The 18,688-nt window shown below is 72.7% G+C and carries 19 protein-coding genes; 7 read left to right on the top strand and 12 right to left on the bottom strand.

Translation table 11 applies throughout. The features are described 5' to 3' along the window. Window positions 1–6: 6 nt before the first annotated feature. The 6 genes from OHU74_RS14610 to OHU74_RS14635 all read right to left on the bottom strand — a co-directional run bounded on the left by OHU74_RS14610 (window position 7) and on the right by OHU74_RS14635 (window position 8,021). A complete protein-coding gene (locus OHU74_RS14610) occupies window positions 7–783 on the bottom strand; it encodes a polysaccharide deacetylase family protein (protein ID WP_371616301.1) in 777 nt (258 codons plus the stop codon). Beyond that, entirely contained in the window at window positions 773–2,554 is a 1,782-nt protein-coding gene (gene murJ / locus OHU74_RS14615; RefSeq protein ID WP_371616302.1) for a murein biosynthesis integral membrane protein MurJ, read from the bottom strand. The genes OHU74_RS14610 and murJ overlap by 11 nt, the downstream gene beginning before the upstream one ends. After that, window positions 2,551–3,906: an O-antigen ligase family protein gene (locus OHU74_RS14620; protein ID WP_371616303.1), complete on the bottom strand. Its 1,356-nt coding sequence runs from the start codon at window positions 3,904–3,906 to the stop codon at window positions 2,551–2,553. The genes murJ and OHU74_RS14620 overlap by 4 nt, the downstream gene beginning before the upstream one ends. Before the next feature lie 2 nt (window positions 3,907–3,908). Next, window positions 3,909–5,573, bottom strand: a complete 1,665-nt coding sequence (locus tag OHU74_RS14625) for an exopolysaccharide biosynthesis polyprenyl glycosylphosphotransferase (RefSeq protein WP_371619688.1) — start codon at window positions 5,571–5,573, stop codon at window positions 3,909–3,911. Window positions 5,574–5,575: 2 nt separating this feature from the next. Then, on the bottom strand, window positions 5,576–6,727 hold the full coding sequence (locus OHU74_RS14630) for a glycosyltransferase family 4 protein (RefSeq protein WP_371616304.1): 1,152 nt from the start codon (window positions 6,725–6,727) through the stop codon (window positions 5,576–5,578). A 103-nt stretch (window positions 6,728–6,830) separates the two neighbouring features. Next, on the bottom strand, window positions 6,831–8,021 hold the full coding sequence (locus OHU74_RS14635) for a DUF3344 domain-containing protein (RefSeq protein WP_371619689.1): 1,191 nt from the start codon (window positions 8,019–8,021) through the stop codon (window positions 6,831–6,833). Window positions 8,022–8,124: 103 nt separating this feature from the next. Here OHU74_RS14635 and OHU74_RS14640 point away from each other — a divergent pair, with 103 nt between their 5' ends. From OHU74_RS14640 to OHU74_RS14660, 5 genes are all read left to right on the top strand, one after another. Further along, a complete protein-coding gene (locus tag OHU74_RS14640; RefSeq protein ID WP_371616305.1) occupies window positions 8,125–8,379 on the top strand; it encodes a chaplin in 255 nt (84 codons plus the stop codon). Window positions 8,380–8,496: 117 nt separating this feature from the next. Continuing rightward, window positions 8,497–8,907, top strand: a complete 411-nt coding sequence (locus tag OHU74_RS14645; protein ID WP_371616306.1) for a rodlin — start codon at window positions 8,497–8,499, stop codon at window positions 8,905–8,907. 230 nt (window positions 8,908–9,137) lie between these two features. Next, the gene (locus OHU74_RS14650) at window positions 9,138–9,371 is read left to right on the top strand and encodes a chaplin (protein ID WP_371616307.1); all 234 of its coding nucleotides are present in this window, start codon (window positions 9,138–9,140) and stop codon (window positions 9,369–9,371) included. Window positions 9,372–9,492: 121 nt separating this feature from the next. Further along, on the top strand, window positions 9,493–10,728 hold the full coding sequence (locus OHU74_RS14655; RefSeq protein ID WP_371616308.1) for a chaplin: 1,236 nt from the start codon (window positions 9,493–9,495) through the stop codon (window positions 10,726–10,728). Window positions 10,729–10,895: 167 nt separating this feature from the next. Continuing rightward, the gene (locus OHU74_RS14660; RefSeq protein ID WP_371616309.1) at window positions 10,896–11,234 is read left to right on the top strand and encodes a hypothetical protein; all 339 of its coding nucleotides are present in this window, start codon (window positions 10,896–10,898) and stop codon (window positions 11,232–11,234) included. Window positions 11,235–11,361: 127 nt separating this feature from the next. On the opposite strand, the gene OHU74_RS14665 is transcribed toward OHU74_RS14660, so the two are convergent. Beyond that, entirely contained in the window at window positions 11,362–11,601 is a 240-nt protein-coding gene (locus tag OHU74_RS14665; protein ID WP_328299156.1) for a chaplin, read from the bottom strand. Between the two features lie 157 nt (window positions 11,602–11,758). Next, window positions 11,759–12,364 carry a hypothetical protein gene (locus tag OHU74_RS14670; RefSeq protein ID WP_371616310.1) on the bottom strand — a complete coding sequence of 202 codons (606 nt, stop codon included), beginning with the start codon at window positions 12,362–12,364 and terminating at the stop codon, window positions 11,759–11,761. A 280-nt stretch (window positions 12,365–12,644) separates the two neighbouring features. On the opposite strand from OHU74_RS14670, the gene OHU74_RS14675 reads away from it, so the two are divergent. Then, window positions 12,645–13,058 (top strand): rodlin, encoded by a 414-nt coding sequence (locus tag OHU74_RS14675; RefSeq protein ID WP_330296839.1) that lies wholly within the window; start codon window positions 12,645–12,647, stop codon window positions 13,056–13,058. A gap of 125 nt (window positions 13,059–13,183) precedes the next feature. Here the strand turns inward: OHU74_RS14675 and OHU74_RS14680 are convergent, their stop codons facing one another. Further along, window positions 13,184–13,822, bottom strand: a complete 639-nt coding sequence (locus OHU74_RS14680) for a vitamin K epoxide reductase family protein (protein WP_371616311.1) — start codon at window positions 13,820–13,822, stop codon at window positions 13,184–13,186. Window positions 13,823–14,014: 192 nt separating this feature from the next. Between OHU74_RS14680 and OHU74_RS14685 the strand changes: the two genes are divergently transcribed. Beyond that, a complete protein-coding gene (locus OHU74_RS14685; protein WP_371616312.1) occupies window positions 14,015–14,791 on the top strand; it encodes a DUF6227 family protein in 777 nt (258 codons plus the stop codon). A gap of 19 nt (window positions 14,792–14,810) precedes the next feature. Here OHU74_RS14685 and OHU74_RS14690 read toward each other — a convergent pair whose 3' ends face one another. The 3 genes from OHU74_RS14690 to OHU74_RS14700 are packed head-to-tail and all read right to left on the bottom strand — an operon-like array spanning window position 14,811 to window position 18,597. After that, window positions 14,811–16,889, bottom strand: coding sequence for a fructose-specific PTS transporter subunit EIIC (locus tag OHU74_RS14690; protein WP_371616313.1), 2,079 nt, complete (start codon window positions 16,887–16,889; stop codon window positions 14,811–14,813). Next, complete coding sequence (gene pfkB, locus OHU74_RS14695; RefSeq protein ID WP_371616314.1) at window positions 16,886–17,839, bottom strand: 1-phosphofructokinase; 954 nt, start codon at window positions 17,837–17,839, stop codon at window positions 16,886–16,888. Before pfkB ends, OHU74_RS14690 begins: the two co-directional genes overlap by 4 nt. Then, a complete protein-coding gene (locus OHU74_RS14700; protein ID WP_371616315.1) occupies window positions 17,836–18,597 on the bottom strand; it encodes a DeoR/GlpR family DNA-binding transcription regulator in 762 nt (253 codons plus the stop codon). Before OHU74_RS14700 ends, pfkB begins: the two co-directional genes overlap by 4 nt. Between the last annotated feature and the right edge of the window lie 91 nt (window positions 18,598–18,688).

An 18,688-nucleotide genomic window follows, 5' to 3' on the forward strand; every position in this document is an offset into this window, starting at 1 on the left:
GCGGGCTCACCAGTGCACCGCCCGCCGCAGCTCCCGGACCTGGTGGCGGGCCTGCTTGATGCGCAGCCGCGGGCCGCCGTCGGCCTGGCTGATGTGCGTACGGGGCATCGCGTGCGGCCCGGCCAGCCGTCCGGGGGCGATCGCGCAGGCGTACGCGTACCCGGCGTCCCGGGTCGCGGAGACGACGCGGGCGTCGAGGTGCCCGTACGGGTAGCAGAATCCGGCGGGCAGGGTCCCGGTGAGCTCCCGGATCAGCTCGCGGCTGCCGCGCAGCTCCTGCTGGAGCACGTCGTCCGCGGCTGCGGTGAGGTCCTGGTGGAGCAGCCCGTGCGAGCCGATCTCCTGCCCGGCGGCGGCGACTTCGCGGATGCCCTCGGCGGTGAGCAGGGCCTTGCGGGGGCCGAGCGGGTCCCACACGTTGTCGACGCCGAGCCTGCCCGGCAGGACGAAGAGGGTGGCGGTGCAGTCGTAGCGGCGCAGCAGCGGCAGCGCGCGGGTCAGGAAGTCGGTGTAGCCGTCGTCGAAGGTCAGGCCGACCAGCCCGGCGCCGCGTCCGGCCGCGCGGGCCCGGAGCAGCTCGCCGACGGACACCCCGCGCAGGCCGCGGGAGCGCAGCCACAGCAGCTGGGCCTCCAGCGCGTGCGGGGTGACGGTGATGCCGTACGGGTCCTCGGCGGGATCGGTGAACTCGGCGACGGAGTGGTACATCAGGACCCACGGGGACGCGGCCCGGCGCGGGGGGACCACTGCGGCGGGGGGCGCCGTTTCGGTGTCAGCGGACATTGCGGAACCTCTGGGTGAGCTGGGAGGTGAGCTGAGCGGTGAGCTGGGCGATCTGGCCGGGCAGGGCGGTGACTTCCAGCGCCCGTATGGCCATGCCCGTGGCTCCGAACATGGCGGGGACGAGCAGGCAGCCGAGCGCGGCGCTGACCAGCGGGTCGGGGATCATCGGCCCGGCGATCCAGCCGGTGACGCAGGCCGCGAAGGCCGCGACGGAGAGCCGTCCGATGGAGACGGCGACCCGGCGGACCTGGATGGCGATGATCCGGGTACCGAGTCCGGTGAGCAGGAGCACGGCGGTGGTGGAGATCCCGGCCGCGTTGGCGGCGGCGATCCCGTAGGTGCCCCACCAGCCGACGGCGAAGGCTCCGGCGACGATGTTGACGAGGAGTCCGGCGCCCATCGCGAGCGCCGGGAACCAGGTGGGCCGGGCGGTCGAGAAGAAGGGCCGGGACAGCGCCCCGACGAGGCAGTGGCCGAGCAGCCCCAGGCCGTAGACCCGCATGACGGAGGCGGTGGCGAGGGTGTCCTGGTGGGTGAAGGCCCCGCGTTCGAAGAGCACTTGGATGATCTGGGGCGCGTATCCGATGACGAGCGCGGTCCCCATGAGCACGGCGAGCGAGGCCAGCGCCAGGTCCCGTTCGACCCGCCGCCGGGCCTTCTCCCGCTCCCCGCCGGCCATGGCCTGGGCGACGACGGGGAAGGTGACCGTGCAGATCATCAGGGACAGCACCATCGGCATCTGCGCGACCTTCTGCGCGTAGTTCAGGTGCGAGATGGCGCCGGGGGGCAGCGAGGCGGCGAGGAACCGCTCGACCAGGACCTGCGACTGCCGGAAGACGGCGAAGAAGATGACTGGGGCGATGACCCCGAAGGCGATCAGGGTCGGCCGGTCCCGGTCCCGCTGGCTGCGCGGCGCACCCTTGGCGCGGGGCGGGCCGAAGCCCACGTTGCGGATGAAGGCCGGCAGTTGGACCAGCGCCATCAGCACCCCGCCGACGGCCACCCCCGCGGCAGCGGCGCGCACCCCCCACAGGGCGTGCAGGGCCACCATGGTCCCGATGATCCCCACGTTGTACGAGACGTAGATCGCGGCGGGAGGCACGAAGGACCGGTGGGCCCGCAGTGCGGCGCTGAAGTATCCGGCGACCCCGAAGGACAGCACGGTCAGGGCGGTCATCCGGGTGCATTCGACGGCCAGCCCGGGATCGGGCAGCCCTGGTGCGAGGATCCCCACGACCAGGGGCGCGGCGACGATGAGCACGGAGGCCACGGCGGCCAGCAGCACGACCAGCCGGGGCAGGGTCGCCCCGACGAGCAGCCGTACGGGGTCCTGCGCGCGGGCCTCCCTGCGGGTGAGCCCGGCCCGGCTGGCGGCCCGGCGGGCCAGGGCGTGGCTGAACGCGGGCACCATCAGCAGCGCCATGGCGTCCTCGATGAGCAGCGTCGAGGCCATCTCCGGGACGGTCCAGGAGATCAGGAAGGCGTCGCTGTCGTGCCCGGCCCCGAAGAGGTGCGCGATGGTCTGGTCCCGCACCAGTCCGAACACCGCCCCGGCGGCGGTCAGCCCGGCGGTGACGGCGGCCGCCTTCGCCAGTCCGCTGCCCGCGCCTGCGAGCGCCGAACGGGCCGGCGCGGCGCCGGAGTCGGCATCGGCGGGGCCGGCCGGCGGCAGGGCCGGGGCCGGGACCGGCGGGTGCGGCGGACGGCCCGCAGTCGCGGCGACCTCGGTCGCCGCGGCTGCGGGCCGCCGCCAGGGCGTGGTATCCGTCACCGGCCGGCCGCACCCTCAGGGGCGAACCGCCCCGGCTCGTCACCGGAGGGCAGGGCCCACCAGGCGGCCAGGCCGATGATCACTCCGGTCAGGACGGTCGACGGGCCGCCGATGTCCGCGTAGAGGAAGTCGGTCAGCTGCCACACCAGGAGGCCGGTGGCGACCAGCCCGCAGTCCCGCAGGGCAGCTCCGCCCGTCACGCACCTGCGCAGGCCCGCGACCAGCAGCGCCGCCCAGCCGCCGGCCAGCGCGACCAGCCCGATCAGCCCCTGCTCGCTCAGCACCAGCAGGTACATGTTGTGCGGGGACAGCAGCGGCTGGCGGATGAAGGCCTGGCCGGCGCCCGCGGTGTCGCTGCCCGAGGAGAGCGCCAGCCCGGAGTGCGAGTCCCGGTTGGCCGGGAAGCCCTTCAGGCCGACGCCCACCGCCGGCCGCTCGCGCCACATCGATTCGGCGGCGGCCCACATCGTGTACCGGTCGGTCACCGACTGGTCGGGGGCGTCGGAGACCTGGGTGATCGAGGTCAGCCGCTCCGCGACCATCTCGGAGCCGACGCCGAGCCCGCCCACCAGCACCACGCCCACCGCGGCCAGCGCGAGGAGCACCTTCAGGGCCCGCCGGATCCCGGCCAGCCCCATCACCAGGACGGCCGCGGCGAAGGTCGCGATCCACGCGCCCCGGCTGAAGGAGAGCACCAGCGGCAGCGTCAGTGCCAGCGCGGCCGCGCCGGAGAGCCTGCGCAGCCGCGCCGGAAGTCCCGGCGCGAGCGCCGCGGCCGTGGCGGCGACCAGCCCGTAGGCGACGACCGTGGCCATGCCCATCACGTCGCCGGGGCCGAAGGTGCCCACCGCGCGGATGTCCTCGCCCTGGTACGAGGCCCCGGTGTGGGTGGCGAACTGCACCACGCCCACCGCGCCCTGCATCAGCCCCAGCACCACGAAGCACCCGGCGGCCAGCCGGAACTCCGAGGCGTCGCGCACCAGCAGCACGATGGCCGCCGGGACCAGCACGAACACCTGGAGGTAGCGCACGAAGCCGGGCAGGGCCGCGTACGGGTCCCCCGCGGTCACGGTGGAGACGGCGAGCCCGACTGCGGGCAGGCCCAGGACCAGCACCCCGAGCGGGGTCAGGGGCCGCACACGCCCCCGTAGCACCTGGACCGCGCAGACGAACACGAGCAGCAGGGAGGCGGCGTCGGCCGGCCCGACCTTCCCGGAGGCGGTCGCGTCACCCGCCGGCACCGGAACGAGCAGGGCCAGTACGGTCCCGGCCAGCGGCAGCAGCGGCCAGTGGCGCCGCAGCAGGGTCCCGAAGTCCGGGCGTTCCCAGGAGTGGTGCACGGCAAGGCTCATGCTCAGCTGCCCCCCAGCCTGAAGCGGAAGAAGGAGGCCGCGGTGCGGGCCAGGATCCACAGGTCCTGCCACAGCGACCAGGTGTCGATGTAGTGGTTGTCGAAGCGGGCCCGGTCCTCGATGGAGGTGTCCCCGCGCAGGCCGTTGATCTGGGCGAGGCCGGTGATGCCGACCGGCATCCGGTGACGGGCCTCGTACCCGGGGTGGACGCTGCTGAACTTGGCCACGAAGAAAGGCCGTTCGGGGCGCGGACCGACCAGGCTCATGTCACCCCGGACCACGTTCCACAGCTGCGGCAGCTCGTCCAGCGAGGACTTGCGCAGGAAGGAGCCGACCGGGCTCATCCGGCAGTCGCCGGCCACCGTCCAGCGGGTGGCGGACTCGTGCGCGTCGGCGCGCAGGGTACGGAACTTCAGCAGGGTGAAGGGGCGCCCGTACAGGCCGACCCGCTCCTGCCGGAAGATCACCCCCGGCCCGTCGGAGACCCGTACGGCCAGGGCGCAGGCGCCCATCACGGGGGCCGCGGCCAGCAGTGCGAGCGCGGCGAGCGAGGAGTCGATGACCCGCTTCGCGTACCGCTCGACCGGCCGGGCGGGACGCGGCAGCAGCGGCTGGACGGCGTACCCCCACAGCTGGTCGGCGGGGGACGCGACGCGCATGCCGGTGACCTTGGCGGTACCGGCCGGGTCGGCGAGCCAGAGCCGGCAGCCGTGGTCGTGGAAGAGCCGCACCAGGGAGGCGGTGCGCTCGTCGGCCTCGGGCGGGCGCGTGAAGACCGCGTGGCGCACGGAGTTCTGGATGACGGCCCGGCGGATGTCCTCGTGGGTGGCGAGTACGGGGACCCCCGCGCCCCCGTCCTCGGCGGCGCCGGTGTCGGCGAGCCCCACGGGGCGCAGCCCGTACTCGGGGCGGCCGTGCAGGGCCGCGGCGACGGCGCCGGCTCCGGCGGCGGGTCCGACGACGAGCGCGGAGGCGGGCCGGCGGACGCGGGTGCGGCGGCGGAGCTGGTTGACGAACCCGCGTCCCGCGCAGGCCAGTACGGCCTGGAGGCAGACGGCCGAGAGCAGCGCCACCCAGGTCAGGGCGGCGGGCGGGGCGAAGGCGGCCAGGGCGGCGGCGGCCCCGCACCACAGGACGGCGGCCCGCCCGACCAGCGCGGGCAGGTCGAGGAGCGCGGAGGGGGCGAACCGCGGCCGGTACAGGCCGGCCTGCGCGTGCAGCGCGGCCAGCAGGAGGGGCAGCAGGGCGGCGGCCGGTCCGGCCGCCCCGCTCGGCAGCTCCAGCCCGGGGAGGGAGGCGGCGGTCGCCAGGACGGCCAGTGCGTCGGCGGTCAGCAGCGGCAGGACCCCGTCGCGGCGCCGGATCCGCCGCGACCGGACGGCCGGCCGGGCCCGGTCGGCCCTGGGCCCGCGCGGCGGGTGGATGGCGGTGACGGTACGGCGGACGGCGGTGGAACCGGAGCCGGCGGCGCCGGAGCCCTCGCCGACCGTGGCGGTACCGGCCGTGGTGGTACTGGCCATCGTGGCACCGGCCATGGCGGTACCGGCCATCGTGGCACTGCCCGCGGAGGCGATGCCCGCGGCGGTGCCGGCCGTGCTGGTACCGGTACTGCTTCCAGCGGGCCCCGTGCCGCCCTGCCCGGTGTGCCGGGCGGGTGCGCTGTCCATCGTCATCGGCTGATGCGCTCCTGGTTCAAGGGCCGGGGCCTGCCCAGCAGTTCGTGGTACAGACCGGTGACCGCGTCCGTGGTCCGCCGCACGTCGAATTCCATCCGCGCGTGCCGCTGGGCCTGCTCCCCGAGTTCGGCGAGCAGCCGCGGCTCGGCCAGCAGCCCTACGAGGGCCTTGGCCAGCGCCGTCGGGTCCTCCGGCTCCACCAGGCACAGCCGCCCCTGCCCGGGGGGCAGGCTCTCCCGCGCACCGCTGACGTCGGAGACCAGGACCGGGCGGCCACAGGCCATGGCTTCGAGCGGGGCGAGCGCCATGCCTTCCCACCGCGACGGCAGTACAACGAGATCGGCGGCCCGAAGCCACGGTCGGATGTCGCGGGCGGCTCCCGCGAAGTGGACTCCGGGCGGTGCCGCGCGGCGCAGCCGTTCCATGTCGGGGCCGTCCCCGACCAGTGCGAGACGGGCTCCGGGAACGGCTCCGAGCAGCTCGGGCCAGGCCCGCAGCAGGATGTCCTGCCCCTTCTGCAGGCAGATCCGGCCGACGCAGACGGCGAGCGGCCCGTCGCCCTGGAAGGCGGCGGGCAACGGCAGTTCGGCGCGCGCCCCGGCCTTGTCGCGCACCGGGTCCGGGCCTCCGGGCCGGAAGTGGTCGAGGTCGACGCCGTTGCGGATCACCGACCAGCGGGCGGCGATCCCCTCGGACTCCCCCGTCCGGCGTTCGGCCTCGCTGACGCAGAGCACCCGGTCGGCCCAGCGGGCTCCGAACCGCTCCCAGCGCAGGGCGAGCGCGGCGGTGGCCCCGCCGACGGCGTCGAAGGACCAGGCGTGCGGCTGGAACACGGTCGGGACGGCGCCGCGCACGGCGAGCCTCCCGGCGAGCCCGGCCTTGGCGCTGTGGGCGTGCAGGATGTCGGGCCGGACCCGGCCGATCACGCGGCGGGCGCCGAGCACTTCGGCGGCGAGCCCCGGCCCGGGGGCCCGTCCGGCACGCCAGGTGAGCACCTCCGCCCCGGCGGCGCGGGCGGCTTCGGCGAGCTGTCCGCCGCGCGGGCAGCCCACGACGGTCCGCAGCCCGGCGGCGGACTGGGCGCGGACGAGGTCGACGACGACGCGGGCGACCCCGCCGTCCACGGGCTGGACGAGGTGCAGCACGGTCGCCGCCCGGCCGGGCGGCGCCGAAGCGGAGGAGGGTGAAGCTGAGGGAGAAGCTGAGGGAGAGGAAGGCTGTTTCGGCACGTGGAGCGGTCTCCTGCGTTCAGCGGCGCGCGTCTGTCTGAACGAAGAGCACACCGAGGAAATGACCCTGACTTTCGCCCGTGAACCCGAAGGTCAGGCTGCGGGCGCCACCGGACAGGGCGGGGCTCAGATCGAACACGTCCGCGTCATATCCGAGATTATTCATATGTTCGGGCTGTCGCACGAACGAGGGATGTCCGAATTCCGTGATCGTGGAATTCATAACATCATTAAAAGGATTTTCACCATCACTGAGGCTGATCCGGCGGCCGCTGTCGGCAGTCACCGTGAGTGAATCCCCCAGGGCCCCGCGGTCCCCGTCGTACCCGACCACCCCGACCCGCCCCGAAGCACCGGGCGCGGCATCGAGACCGGCGACCTCCACCGTCTCGCCCGCCGCCTCGCCGGCCCCCGCGGTCAGCTGCTCGAAGCCGTCCCAGAGCGAGACCCTCCGCAGCGGCTCCCGCGGGTGCTCGTAGGCCACCACCAGCGTCCAGCCGCCCCAGGCGCCCGTCTGCGAGTGCCCCATGGCGATGTTCAGCTGGGCCACCGTCCACATCCCGGCGCCGCCCTTGCGGACCTGCGGGGTCACGTCGGCGGAGGCCTGGTAGGCGTCGCTGCCCTCGTCGGTGCGGTGCCCGATGACCGTGTCGGCCAGCACTTCCCGGTACGCGCCGCCCGGCTCGGCGACGAGCACCCGGCCGTTGTCCTCCGGCGGCTTCTGCTCGCCGACGCGCAGGTTCCCGCCCCAGTAGAGACGGGCGTACGAGACCTTCGCGCCCTGCGGGATCTTGAGCTCGGCCCGGGTCGAGTTGTAGGTGTCCGGGTCCTTGTCGACCTCGTCGTAGAACATCTCGAAGTCGCCGTTGGTCCCGGCGGCGCCCTTGTTGATCTCCGCGCAGGGCTCGGCCTGCGGGCTCTCCTCCTTGCGGCAGCCGATGGACGAGTTGGAGGCCCGCACCAGGCCGCCGTGCTGCACGGCCTGGTAGCGCTGAGTGAACGGAAGCCTAGGCGATTCCTTGACCAGCGGAGCCCGCACCCCGGGCGGGGCCGCGGCTCCCGCCACGGGCACGTTCACCGAAAGTGTGAGGCAGGACAGCAGACCGAGCGTGCCGAGGATTCTGCGGGAGGAACCCATGACCCTGTCTCCAATTTCGATCAAGGGGACAAAACAGGAGTGAACTTTGTCAGAACTCCGGCGGGAAATCACGCCGGACTCGCGCATACGGCCTTTTGGGCGATAGCACGCACCCTCGGGACAGGGAGGTCGTTATGGCTTGCAAGACTGTTCGAACCCGAAAGGAAAAACGGAGATGAAGAAGAGGCTGGTGCGCGGCACCACCATGGCGGTCGCAAGTGCCGCGATGCTGATGGGCGGCGCGGGCCTCGCCTCCGCGCACGGTGGTGACGGCGCGACGGCGAACGGTTTCACGGGCGAGTCCCCCGGCGTCCTGAGCGGCAACCTGCTCCAGGTCCCGATCGACGTCCCGGTGAACGCCTGCGGCAACACCGTGAACGTGATCGCCCTGCTGAACCCCGCCTTCGGCAACACCTGCGTCAACCACTGACGTCAACCGTGCTGCCCGAAACTTCGGCATCCGAGTGAACAGACGCAACCCGAACCGCGGTTGGACCGTTGATCCGAGTGCTTGAGTACCGGGCAATCCTGCAAAAAAGGGACCATCATGATCAAGAAGTTTGCGGCCGGCGCAGCGGTTGCCGCCTCGTTCGTCGGACTGGGCGCCGCCATGGCCCCGCAGGCCATGGCCGTCGGCAACGACAACGGCATCAACACCGTGAACGGCAACGGGGCCTCGCAGATCTACGGCAACCAGGCCACGTACGGCAACATGAGCCCGCAGATGGCACTCATCCAGGGCTCCCTCAACAAGCCCTGTGTCGCCCTGCCGGCCAAGGCCAACGTCCAGTCCGTCCTGGCTCTGGTCAACGTCGGCGTCCAGGACATCCCCGTCCTGTCCAGCCCGCAGAACCAGCAGTGCACCGAGAACTCCACCCAGGCCAAGGGCGACGAGGCCCTCTCGCACATCCTGGACAACATCCCGGTCCTGTCCGGCAACGCCTCCGCGGGCAGCTGACAGCACCCCGCGCACCGCGCCAGCGAGGCCGTCGCACCTTCGGGTCGCGGCGGCCTCGCCGCATGCCGGGACCCGAATGGAGATCCGTCGAAATCCGGTCGGAATTCAGGACGCGCGAGCATCTGAGTGAATTGGCGCAGCACCCGTAAAAACACCCGGTTTCTTTTCCCGGACCCACTCGTTGTTATTTCTGCAGTGGATACGCCTCTGCGGGAAGGAAACGAAAACAAATGACGTACAAGAAGGCAGTGGTGCTGGCCGCCGGCATTCTGATGGCAGCCGGTGCCGCCTCCCCCGCCATGGCCGACTCCGTGGCCGACGGCAAGGCCGTCGGCTCCCCGGGTGTCCTGTCGGGCAACCTGGTCCAGGTCCCGGTGCACATCCCGGTCAACGTCTGCGGCAACACCGTCAACGTGATCGCGCTGCTGAACCCCGCGTTCGGCAACACCTGCGTCAACGCCTGACGAAGCGCTTTTGCCCGCAAGGGCAGACCTCCTCGGGGTGGCCTCGGAGTGCACGGCGGTGCACTCCGAGGCCACCTTCGATTCAGCACCGGCTGCTGAGCCGGTAGACAGGGAAGGACCCATGCGACAGGTACTGAGCCGACAGGTACTGGGCAAGGGGGTGCTCACCGCGGCCGCTGCGTCGAGCCTGCTGTCGATCGCGACCGGCGCGGCGTACGCGCACCCCGGAGCCATGGCCGAGGCCTCGCATTCACCGGGTGTGCTGGCCGGCAACAGCGTCTCGGTACCGGTCACCTTCACACCCAACGTGTGCGGCAACACCGTGGACGCCGGAGCGGGCCTCAACCCCGCGATGGGCAACAACTGCGCCACCACGACCGGCTCCGACGCCGGGCACGACTACGGGCGCTACCTCAGCCCGGAGCAGGCCGAGCAGTTCCAGCGCTACCTCGACGATCGCGACGATCACGAGTCGCGCGGGAGCGGGCCCGGGGAACACCGCGAAGAGGGCGGCTACGGAGACCGCGGTCCCGAGGAGCAGCACCCGCAGGGCGGCTACGGAGACCGTGGCCCCGAGGAGCGGGCCCCGCAGCACCAGGGCGGCGGCTACGGAGACTCGGGCGCGCAGGGCGGCGAGGAGGAGTGCGACGACCACCCCGCCCCGGAGCACCCGGCGCCCAAGCCGCAGCATCCCCCGCAGCAGCACGCCGAGCACGCTCCGGCCCCCGCTCCGGCTCCGCACCACGCGCCCCCGGCGCCGAAGCCGAAGCCGAAGCCCGAGGCGGAGCACCCGGCGCCCAAGCCGCAGCCGGCGCCCGCCCCCGTGCAGGAGGCACCCGCGCCGCAGCCGGCACCGGCGCCCGTCCCCGCTCCGGCGCCCGTCCCGGCACCGGTTCAGGAGGCCCCCCAGCCGCTCCCGGCTCCCGCCCCGGCCCCGGCTCCGGTCCCCGCTCCCGCCCCCGTAGCGGAGGCGCCGCACACGCTCCCCGCCCCGGCCCCCGTCGCGGAGGAGGCGCCCGCGCCGATGCCTCCGCACGGCAGCCAGGTCACGGAGCACCCGGCGCCCGTACCGCAGGAGGTCCGGCCGGCCGACCAGCCCCCGGCGGCCCCGGCGGGTGACCTCCCCGTCCACCTCCTCCCGGCTCCGGCACCCGTCGCCCCCGCTCCGGCGCCCGCCCCGGCTCCGGCGCCCGTGACCGCCCCTGCCGCGGTGCAGGCTCCGCCGGCTCAGGCCACCGTCAGGGAGACGGCGCAGCTGGCCGCGACCGGCGCCGGGCAGTCCGGCGCCGCGGCGGCTCTCGCCTCGGCCCTGATCCTGGGCGGCGCCATTCTCTACCGGAGGTCCCGTATCGCCTGACGGCAATACCGGTAATCGGAATAAATATCGGCCGGAAAGTCCCTTGTCGGACTCTCCGGCCGTTGCCGTGTTCGGTTCCCGCGTTTCCGTAGCGGCGGGGAATCGTTAGCCAGGACGAAAGTGGCGCGACGGTCGCCACTGGCCTCCCCCGGATAAAGGACTTGATAATGAAGCTCTCGAAGGTCGCCGCTGTAGTCGTCGGCTCCGTCGCCGCCCTCGGCGCCGCCCCCGCATTCGCCTCGGAGGCCGTCCCCATGAGCGCGACGAGCGGGCTGACCGAGGTGCTGGGCGCGGTGAACCCGGTCTCGGAGTCCCTCCCGAACACCTTGGCCAACGGGATGGCGGAGCAGGGCGAGAGCGTCCAGAAGGTCGTGACCACCGTCCAGGGCGTCAACCAGGTCAAGAACAATGCGCCGGGCGAGGTCATGCACCTCGCGAACGGGGCCACCCAGGCGTCCCCGCTGCTGGGCGGCGTGAAGCTCAACGGCGGCGCCAACGGCCACTGACGGGGACGGACCGCCTCGCCGCGGGAACGGCGGAACCGCCCGGAACGCGGACCGCCGCACACGCGGAAACGACTGTGGGCGCCACCGGCGAGGCCGGGGCGCCCACAGTCGCTTGATGCGTCTGACGTCAGTCGTTGACGCAGGTGTTGCCGAACGCCGGGTTCAGCGCACCGATCACGTTGACGGAGTTGCCGCAGACGTTGACCGGGACGTGGACCGGGACCTGAGCCAGGTTGCCCGAGAGGACACCGGGGGAACCCACGGCCGCGCCCTCGGCCGACGAGTCGGCCATAGCGGAGCCGGCGGCACCGGCCGCAGCGAGACCAGCGGTGGCCAGGACCAGGGCGGCCTTCTTGGCAGTGTTCATGGGAAGTGCACCTTCTCTTCGATGTTCTGCCCCGATTCCGGGGCTCACATCGAGCGAAACGGTCCACCTGCCCAGACGACACGGTTCCGCACGCGATCAGACCTGTTCAGCCCAATAGTCGTAACCACGTGCGGGTCCGTATTCGATTCCCAGCCCCCTACCAGCGGAAATCGGGGAGCTCGGGCACCATGCCCATCGGCATCTTGACCTGGGACCCCGGCACGGCCGGAACCGCCGCCGGAACCTTGGACACCCCGGGTACGGCCGGGACGGCCGGAACCGCGGGCACCGCCGGTACGTCGGGCACCGCAGGCACCGCAGGCACCGCAGGCACCGCAGGCACCGCCGGCACCACTCCGACCGGATCGGAGACGGGGAGGGCCGGAATGGCGGGGATGTCGGGGATCTTGGGGATGTCCGGAAGCCCGGGGATCGCGGGGATCTCCGGCAACTTGATGTCCGGGATCCCCGGCAGGGCCGGCAGAGTGGGCAGCTTGATCTCGGGGATCTTGACCCCCGGGAGCAGGCTGCCCAGGCTCTTGGTCAGGTCCGCCAGGATCTTGCTCACCTGCGCGAGGAGATCGTCGATGGGGCCGGCGGCCGCCACCTTCTCGCTGATCAGCTCCTGGGCGGCCGCCACTCGTTCCGTGGCGGCACCGGCACCTTCGGCGGCGCCCGCGGGGGCGGCCGCGCCGGAGAGTATGACGACCGCGAGGGCCGACGGGACGAGGACGCGGATGCGGGAGGCCTTGGTGCGGTGCATGGGTGTTCCTTCGGTGGTCGTACGAAAGCGGACCCGAGCGATCCGCCTCCTTACCCACCGTGCGAACACCCTCTACGCACCGCAACAGGAGCGCGTGGGCCCGTACCCCGTTCCGGGCTGCGTACGGGCTTCGCGCACCTGTCCGGGGGCGGCCCCGACCGGCCCGGGGAAAACCCGGCGACCCGCAGGCCGTTTGAGTGAAGCAGCGGAACCAACCCCCTGTGCGGGCAGTTGATCAGGGCGCTCCACTAGCGGGCACTCGTGCGAGAAAAGGATCAAGATGCTTAAGAAGATCATGACTGCTGCCGCGGTCACCGCCGCCGCCGTCGGCGCGGGCGCTGCTGTCGCGGCCCCGGCCATGGCCATCGGCAACGACAACGGGATCAACACCGTCAACGGAAACGGTGCCCAGCAGATCTACGGCAACCAGAAGACGCACGGCGACATGAGCCCGCAGCTCGGCGTCGTCCAGGGCACCCTGAACAAGCCCTGCATCGGCCTGCCGGCCAAGATCAACGCCCAGTCGCTGGTCGCCCTGATCGCCAACGTCGGTGTCCAGGACATCAACGTCCTGTCCAACCCGCAGAACCAGCAGTGCACCGAGAACTCCACCCAGGCCAAGGGCGACGAGCCGCTCTCGCACATCCTGGACAACATCCCGGTCCTGTCCGGCAACCTCTCCTCGGGCAGCTGATCTCCGCTCCCGTTTGCGGTCCGGGCACCTGGCGCCCGTGGAGCGATGCAGATGTAGACGCAGAGATGTAGTGAGGGCCCCGGCAGCTTCCAGCTGCCGGGGCCCTCACGCGTCTCCGGTGCCCCTCAGCCCGTCCAGAACTCCCACCACCGGGTCAGGATGAGCATCCCGATCACTCCGACGTGCAGGGCGGGCGGGGCCCAGCCGAACTCGGCGAAGAAGGCCCGCAGGGGGGCGGGCGCGGGGAGGATGCCCGTACGGACCGTGTACGCGGTGACCGCCCAGAACATCACCAGGGTGGCCACCCAGGTCAGGCAGCACCACAGGCAGAGCGCGTTGATCTCGTAGAGCGACTGGACCATCAGCCAGGAGCAGAAGCCGACTCCGAAGAGGGTGCCGGCGTTCAGTCCCAGCCAGAACCAGCTGCGGTGGCGGGCGCCGGCCAGCAGGCCCGCGCCGACGCAGACGACCGCCCCGTAGGTGGCCAGCCCCAGCATCGGGTTGGGGAAGCCGAAGGCCGCCGCCTGGGCGCTCTTCATCACGCTGCCGCAGGAGACGACGGGATTGAGGCTGCAGGCCGGCTTGAAGCCCGGGTTCTCCAGCAGCAGGAACTTGTCGAGGGTGATGACCCAGGAGGCCAGCACCCCTGCGGCCCCGGAGAGCACCAGCAGCCAGGCCAGCGCACGGGGCGCGGGGGGCGGTTCGGCGTCGTTGCGATGCGGCTGCCCTTGCTGACGGGGGACACCTACGGTATTCGTTGCCATGCGGCCCATAGTCCCGCCTTCCACCCGATACCGGCTCCAACCATGCCCATGTGCACGGAGGTTGACCCCAAGGGGTGGCGGGAACCCCTGACGCTTCCCGGACGTTTTACCGAACCCCGGACGTGATGTCAGACCCAGGGGCTACGTTGAGCTCCCTCGAAGTGACAAGCTGCGACGGCCTGGAGACCCACCTTGAGCGATCCGTACGAGACAACCGAGGCCCACCTCGATCGACTCCTGGGCCGCGCCCTCAACTCCTTCGACCTTCCCGACCGGTTGGCCGAGCGCCTCGCGACGGCGCTCGCGCACAGCTCCTCGCTCCACACCACCCGCCACGGCCCGGCGGCGGCAGGGCAGTGGCGGGAGATCCGGCGGTACACCTACCTGCTGGCCGACGGCGATTCGGTGGCCCTGTGGGAGCTGGCGCACCGCCCCGAGGGCAGCCGGGCGATCCGGTACGAACTCTTCGCGAGCAGGCCCGAGATATGCCTGGCGGTGGCCCGCCTCTTCGGCGAGGTCCCCTCGGCGGTGGCCCGGGACCTGACGGAGGCGCGGGCCGAGGAGGAGCCGGAGAGCGACATCGCGGTGCTGAGCGCCCTGTTCGCGAACCCGACCCCGGCCCAGCGGCACCGCGAGTACGCGGTCGAGGAGTCCGCGGACCACGCCCGCCGGGTCCTGCGCCGCGCGGAGAACCCGGACCGGCCGGGAGAGCGGGTGGCGCTGCTGCTGCGGACGGCCTACGCGCACCGCATCACCCAGGCGTTCGGCACCCGGCAGTACCTGGCGGACGGGCGGGATGCCGGTTTCAGCCTGTACGAGCACGCCTTCATCCTGTTGGACGGCAGCGAGTTCAGCCTGTGGGAGGTCGAGCACACGGCGACTCCGGACGGGCGGCACATGTGCGAGGTGTACGAGACCGAAGCGGCCGCGCGCGGAGCCATGAAGCTCCGCGCGCAGCCGCTCCGGTGAGGCGGTCCGGCTAGGCGGCCTAGGCGGCTACGGCCACCTTCGCGGGCTCCTCGGCCGAGGGGCCCGCGGCGGGCCCGGCGGGCGCGGCCTGCTTGCGCATGCCCTTCAGGAGGATGACCAGACCGGCGGTGGTGGCCGTACCGGCGGCGATGGCGATCAGGTAGAGGAGCGGGTTCCCGATCAGCGGGATCACGAAGATGCCGCCGTGCGGGGCCCGCAGGGTGCACTCGAAGGCCATCGAGAGGGCTCCGGTGACCGCGCCGCCGACCATGGAGGCGGGGATCACGCGCAGCGGGTCGGCCGCGGCGAACGGGATGGCGCCCTCGCTGATGAAGGAGGCCCCGAGGAACCAGGCGGCCTTGCCGTTCTCGCGCTCGGTCTTGGAGAAGAGCCGGCCGCGGACAGTGGTGGCCAGCGCCATCGCGAGCGGCGGCACCATGCCGGCGGCCATCACGGCGGCCATGACCTTGAGGCTGCCCTCGTTGGGAGTGGCGAGGCCGCCGATGGCGAAGGCGTACGCGACCTTGTTGAGCGGGCCGCCGAGGTCGAAGCACATCATCAGGCCGAGGACGACGCCGAGGATGATCGCGTTGGCGCCGGAGAGCCCGGACAGCCAGTCGGTGAGGGCCTGCTGGAGCGAGGCGACGGGCTTGCCGACCACCAGGAACATCAGGAAGCCGGTGACGGCGGAGCCGATGAGCGGCAGGACGACCACGGGCATGATGCCGCGCAGGGCGGTGGGGATCTTGATCCGCTGGACGGCGAGGACGGTGCCGCCCGCGATGAGACCGGCGATCAGACCGCCGAGGAACCCGGCGTTGATGGTGAGGGCGACGGCGCCGCCGACGAATCCGGGGACCAGGCCCGGCCGGTCGGCCATGCCGTAGGCGATGTAACCGGCCAGGACGGGGACGAGGAAGCCGAAGGCGAGACCGCCGGTCTGGAAGAGCAGCGCGGCCCAGCTGGCGGCCTCGGTCCAGACGAAGTGGTCGGCGACGGAGGGGGCGGTGTTGATCTCGTACCCGCCGATGGCGAAGGCGAGGGCGATGAGGAGCCCGCCCGCGGCCACGAAGGGGACCATGTAACTGACGCCGGACATCAGCCAGGTGCGGAGCTTGGCGCCGTAGCCGTCGCCGTCCTCCCCGGCCGTCTCGACGGGGGTCGGCGCGTGATCGGCGACCTCGCCGCGGGCGGCCTTGTCGCGGGCCTCCTGGAGGAGTTCGGCGGGGCGGTTGATGCCCGCCTTGACGCCGACGTCCACGGTGGGCTTCCCCGCGAAGCGGGACCGTTCCCTGACCGGGACGTCGTGGGCGAAGACCACCGCGTCGGCGGCGGCGATGGCCTCGGGGGTCAGCTTGGTGAAGCCTGCGGAGCCCTGGGTTTCTACCGTGAGCTCCATACCGGCTTCGGCCGCGGCCTGTTGGAGGGACTCCGCCGCCATGTAGGTGTGGGCGATGCCGGTGGGGCAGGAGGTGACGGCCACGATCCGGAACGGCTGCCCTGCGGGGCTCTGGCTGGATTGCCGCGCAGCGGCAATTTCAGCCTCGCCGGCGTTTGAGGCGCGGGTCCGGGCAGAGCCCGGTTCGGGAAGGGGCGGGGTGGGGGAAGAGCTCCGCGCAGCGGCCCCGGCCCCGGCCCCGGCCCCGGCGGCAGCCACCGGCTCGCCCGCGACCAGGGCGGCGGCCTCGGCCGGGGTTCCAACAGAGCGCAGGGCTTCGACGAAGTCGGCCCGCATCAGGCGGCGGGCCAGGGTGGACAGGATCGACAGGTGGGCGTCGTCCGCGCCCGCGGGGGCCGCGATCAGGAAGATCAGGTCCGCCGGGCCGTCCGGGGCGCCGAAGTCCACGCCGGACGGCGAGCGGCCGAAGGCCAGGGTGGGGGCCGTCACGTGGGTGGACCGGCAGTGCGGGATGCCTATCCCGCCCTCCAGACCGGTCGGCATCTGGGCCTCGCGCGCCGCCACGTCCGCCAGGAAGCCGTCCAGGTCCGTGACCCTGCCCAGGGTCACCATCCGTTCGGCGAGGGCACGTGCCGCCCCCTCCTTGGAATCGGCGGACAGGTCGAGGTCGACCAGTTCGTGGGTGATCATCTCGCTCATCGCTCGTCGCTCATTTCGGACAGAGGGAGGTCCAGGGGCAGGTCCTGGGTGATGTGGACCGCGTCGGGGCGCAGGTCGCAAGGGGCCGGCATCGCGCTGCCGGGGAGCTGGACCGCGGCCGCGCCGTGGGCCAGGGCGGAGGCGAGGGCCGCGGGCCCCGTACCTCCCGCGATCAGGAAACCGGCGAGGGAGGCATCGCCCGCGCCGACGTTGCTGCGGACCGAGGAGACGGCCGCCGTGCCGTAGTACGCGCCCTCCGCGCAGACCAGGAGCTGGCCGTCCGCGCCGAGGGAGGCCAGGACCGCGCCCGCGCCCAGCCCGCGCAGTTCCTCCGCCGCCTTGAGCACGTCGCCGAGGGTGGCCAGCGGCCGCCCCACCGCCGCCGCGAGCTCGGAGGCGTTCGGCTTGATCACGTCCGGGCGGGCCGGCAGCGCCGCGAGCAGCGCCGGGCCGGAGGTGTCCAGAGCGATCCGGGCGCCCGCTTCGTGGGCGCGGGCGACGAGTTCGGCGTACCACTCGGGCCGCAGGCCGCGCGGGAGGCTGCCGCAGCAGGCGATCCAGGCGGCGCCTCCCGAGCAGGTGCGGACCGTCTCCAGGAGGAGGGCGGACTCCTCGGGGGTCAGTTCCGGTCCGGTCGCGTTGATCTTGGTGAGGGTGCCGTCCGGTTCGGCGAGCGAGATGTTGGAACGGGTCTGGCCGGCGATGGAGACCGCCGTGACGTCCACGCCCTGGGCGGCGAGGAGTTCGGCGATCAGCGTGCCCGGCGCACCGCCGAGCGGCAGGACCGCCGTCGTACGGACGCCCGCGGCGGCCACCGCACGGGAGACGTTGACCCCCTTGCCCCCGGGGTCGACCCGGTCGCCGGTGGCTCGCAGTACCTCACCGCGGTCGAGCGAGGGGACCTCGTAGGTCCGGTCGAGGGAGGGGTTGGGGGTGACGGTGAGGATCATACGAGCACAACTTCCGTACCGGCGGCCTCGATCGCCGCCTTCTGAGCGGGGTCGAGCCCCGAGTCCGTGATGAGGAGGTCCACTCCCGAGAAGGTGCCGAAGCGGGCGAAGTGTTCCTGGCCCGCCTTCGCGGAGTCCGCGAGGAGCACGACCCGGCGGGCGGCGGCCATCGCGGCCCGCTTGACGGCGGCCTCGGCGAGGTCGGGGGTGGTCAGACCGCCCTCGGCGCTGAATCCGTTGGTCGCGAGGAAGAGGACGTCGGCGCGGATCTCGGCGTACGCGCGCAGCGCCCACGCGTCGACGGCGGCCCGGGTGCGGTGGCGGACCCGGCCTCCGACGAGGTGGAGGTCGATGCCGGTGTGGTCGGCGAGCCGGGCGGCGACGGGCAGCGCGTGCGTGACGACGGTCAGCGCGGCGTCCACCGGGATCGCGGCGGCGAGGCGGGCCACGGTGCTGCCCGCGTCGAGGACGATGCTGCCGCCGTCGGGGAGTTCGGCGAGGGCGGCGGCCGCGATGCGGTCCTTCTCGTCGGCGGCGGTGGCCTCGCGCTCGGTGAGGTCCGGCTCGAAGTCGAGGCGTCCGGCCGGTATGGCGCCGCCGTGCACCCGGCGGACGAGGCCGGCCCGGTCGAGGGCCTTGAGGTCGCGGCGCACGGTCTCGGCGGTGACCTGGAACTGGTCGGCCAGGGACAGGACGTCGACCCGGCCCGCCTCGCGGGCGAGGCGGAGGATCTCCTGCTGGCGCTCCGGTGCATACATGTGGTTTCAGATCCGTTCGATGCCCGACTCTGTGGATTACTCCTTACCGTACGCCCGTTTCGGTCCGAAAACAAAACAAACGGGCATGCCC

Origin of the sequence: Streptomyces sp. NBC_00454, assembly GCF_041434015.1 — a bacterium.
Taxonomy (GTDB): domain Bacteria; phylum Actinomycetota; class Actinomycetes; order Streptomycetales; family Streptomycetaceae; genus Streptomyces.

Coding starts and splice junctions, on each gene's coding strand:
- OHU74_RS14680 (WP_371616311.1), bottom strand. CDS start 13,822: ATGGCAACGAATACCGTAGGTGTCCCCCGTCAGCAAGGGCAGCCGCAT.
- OHU74_RS14650 (WP_371616307.1), top strand. CDS start 9,138: ATGACGTACAAGAAGGCAGTGGTGCTGGCCGCCGGCATTCTGATGGCA.
- OHU74_RS14640 (WP_371616305.1), top strand. CDS start 8,125: ATGAAGAAGAGGCTGGTGCGCGGCACCACCATGGCGGTCGCAAGTGCC.
- OHU74_RS14655 (WP_371616308.1), top strand. CDS start 9,493: ATGCGACAGGTACTGAGCCGACAGGTACTGGGCAAGGGGGTGCTCACC.
- OHU74_RS14610 (WP_371616301.1), bottom strand. CDS start 783: ATGTCCGCTGACACCGAAACGGCGCCCCCCGCCGCAGTGGTCCCCCCG.
- OHU74_RS14690 (WP_371616313.1), bottom strand. CDS start 16,889: ATGAGCGAGATGATCACCCACGAACTGGTCGACCTCGACCTGTCCGCC.
- OHU74_RS14670 (WP_371616310.1), bottom strand. CDS start 12,364: ATGCACCGCACCAAGGCCTCCCGCATCCGCGTCCTCGTCCCGTCGGCC.
- OHU74_RS14620 (WP_371616303.1), bottom strand. CDS start 3,906: ATGAGCCTTGCCGTGCACCACTCCTGGGAACGCCCGGACTTCGGGACC.
- OHU74_RS14665 (WP_328299156.1), bottom strand. CDS start 11,601: ATGAACACTGCCAAGAAGGCCGCCCTGGTCCTGGCCACCGCTGGTCTC.
- pfkB (WP_371616314.1), bottom strand. CDS start 17,839: ATGATCCTCACCGTCACCCCCAACCCCTCCCTCGACCGGACCTACGAG.
- OHU74_RS14700 (WP_371616315.1), bottom strand. CDS start 18,597: ATGTATGCACCGGAGCGCCAGCAGGAGATCCTCCGCCTCGCCCGCGAG.
- OHU74_RS14625 (WP_371619688.1), bottom strand. CDS start 5,573: ATGGACAGCGCACCCGCCCGGCACACCGGGCAGGGCGGCACGGGGCCC.
- OHU74_RS14660 (WP_371616309.1), top strand. CDS start 10,896: ATGAAGCTCTCGAAGGTCGCCGCTGTAGTCGTCGGCTCCGTCGCCGCC.
- OHU74_RS14645 (WP_371616306.1), top strand. CDS start 8,497: ATGATCAAGAAGTTTGCGGCCGGCGCAGCGGTTGCCGCCTCGTTCGTC.
- OHU74_RS14675 (WP_330296839.1), top strand. CDS start 12,645: ATGCTTAAGAAGATCATGACTGCTGCCGCGGTCACCGCCGCCGCCGTC.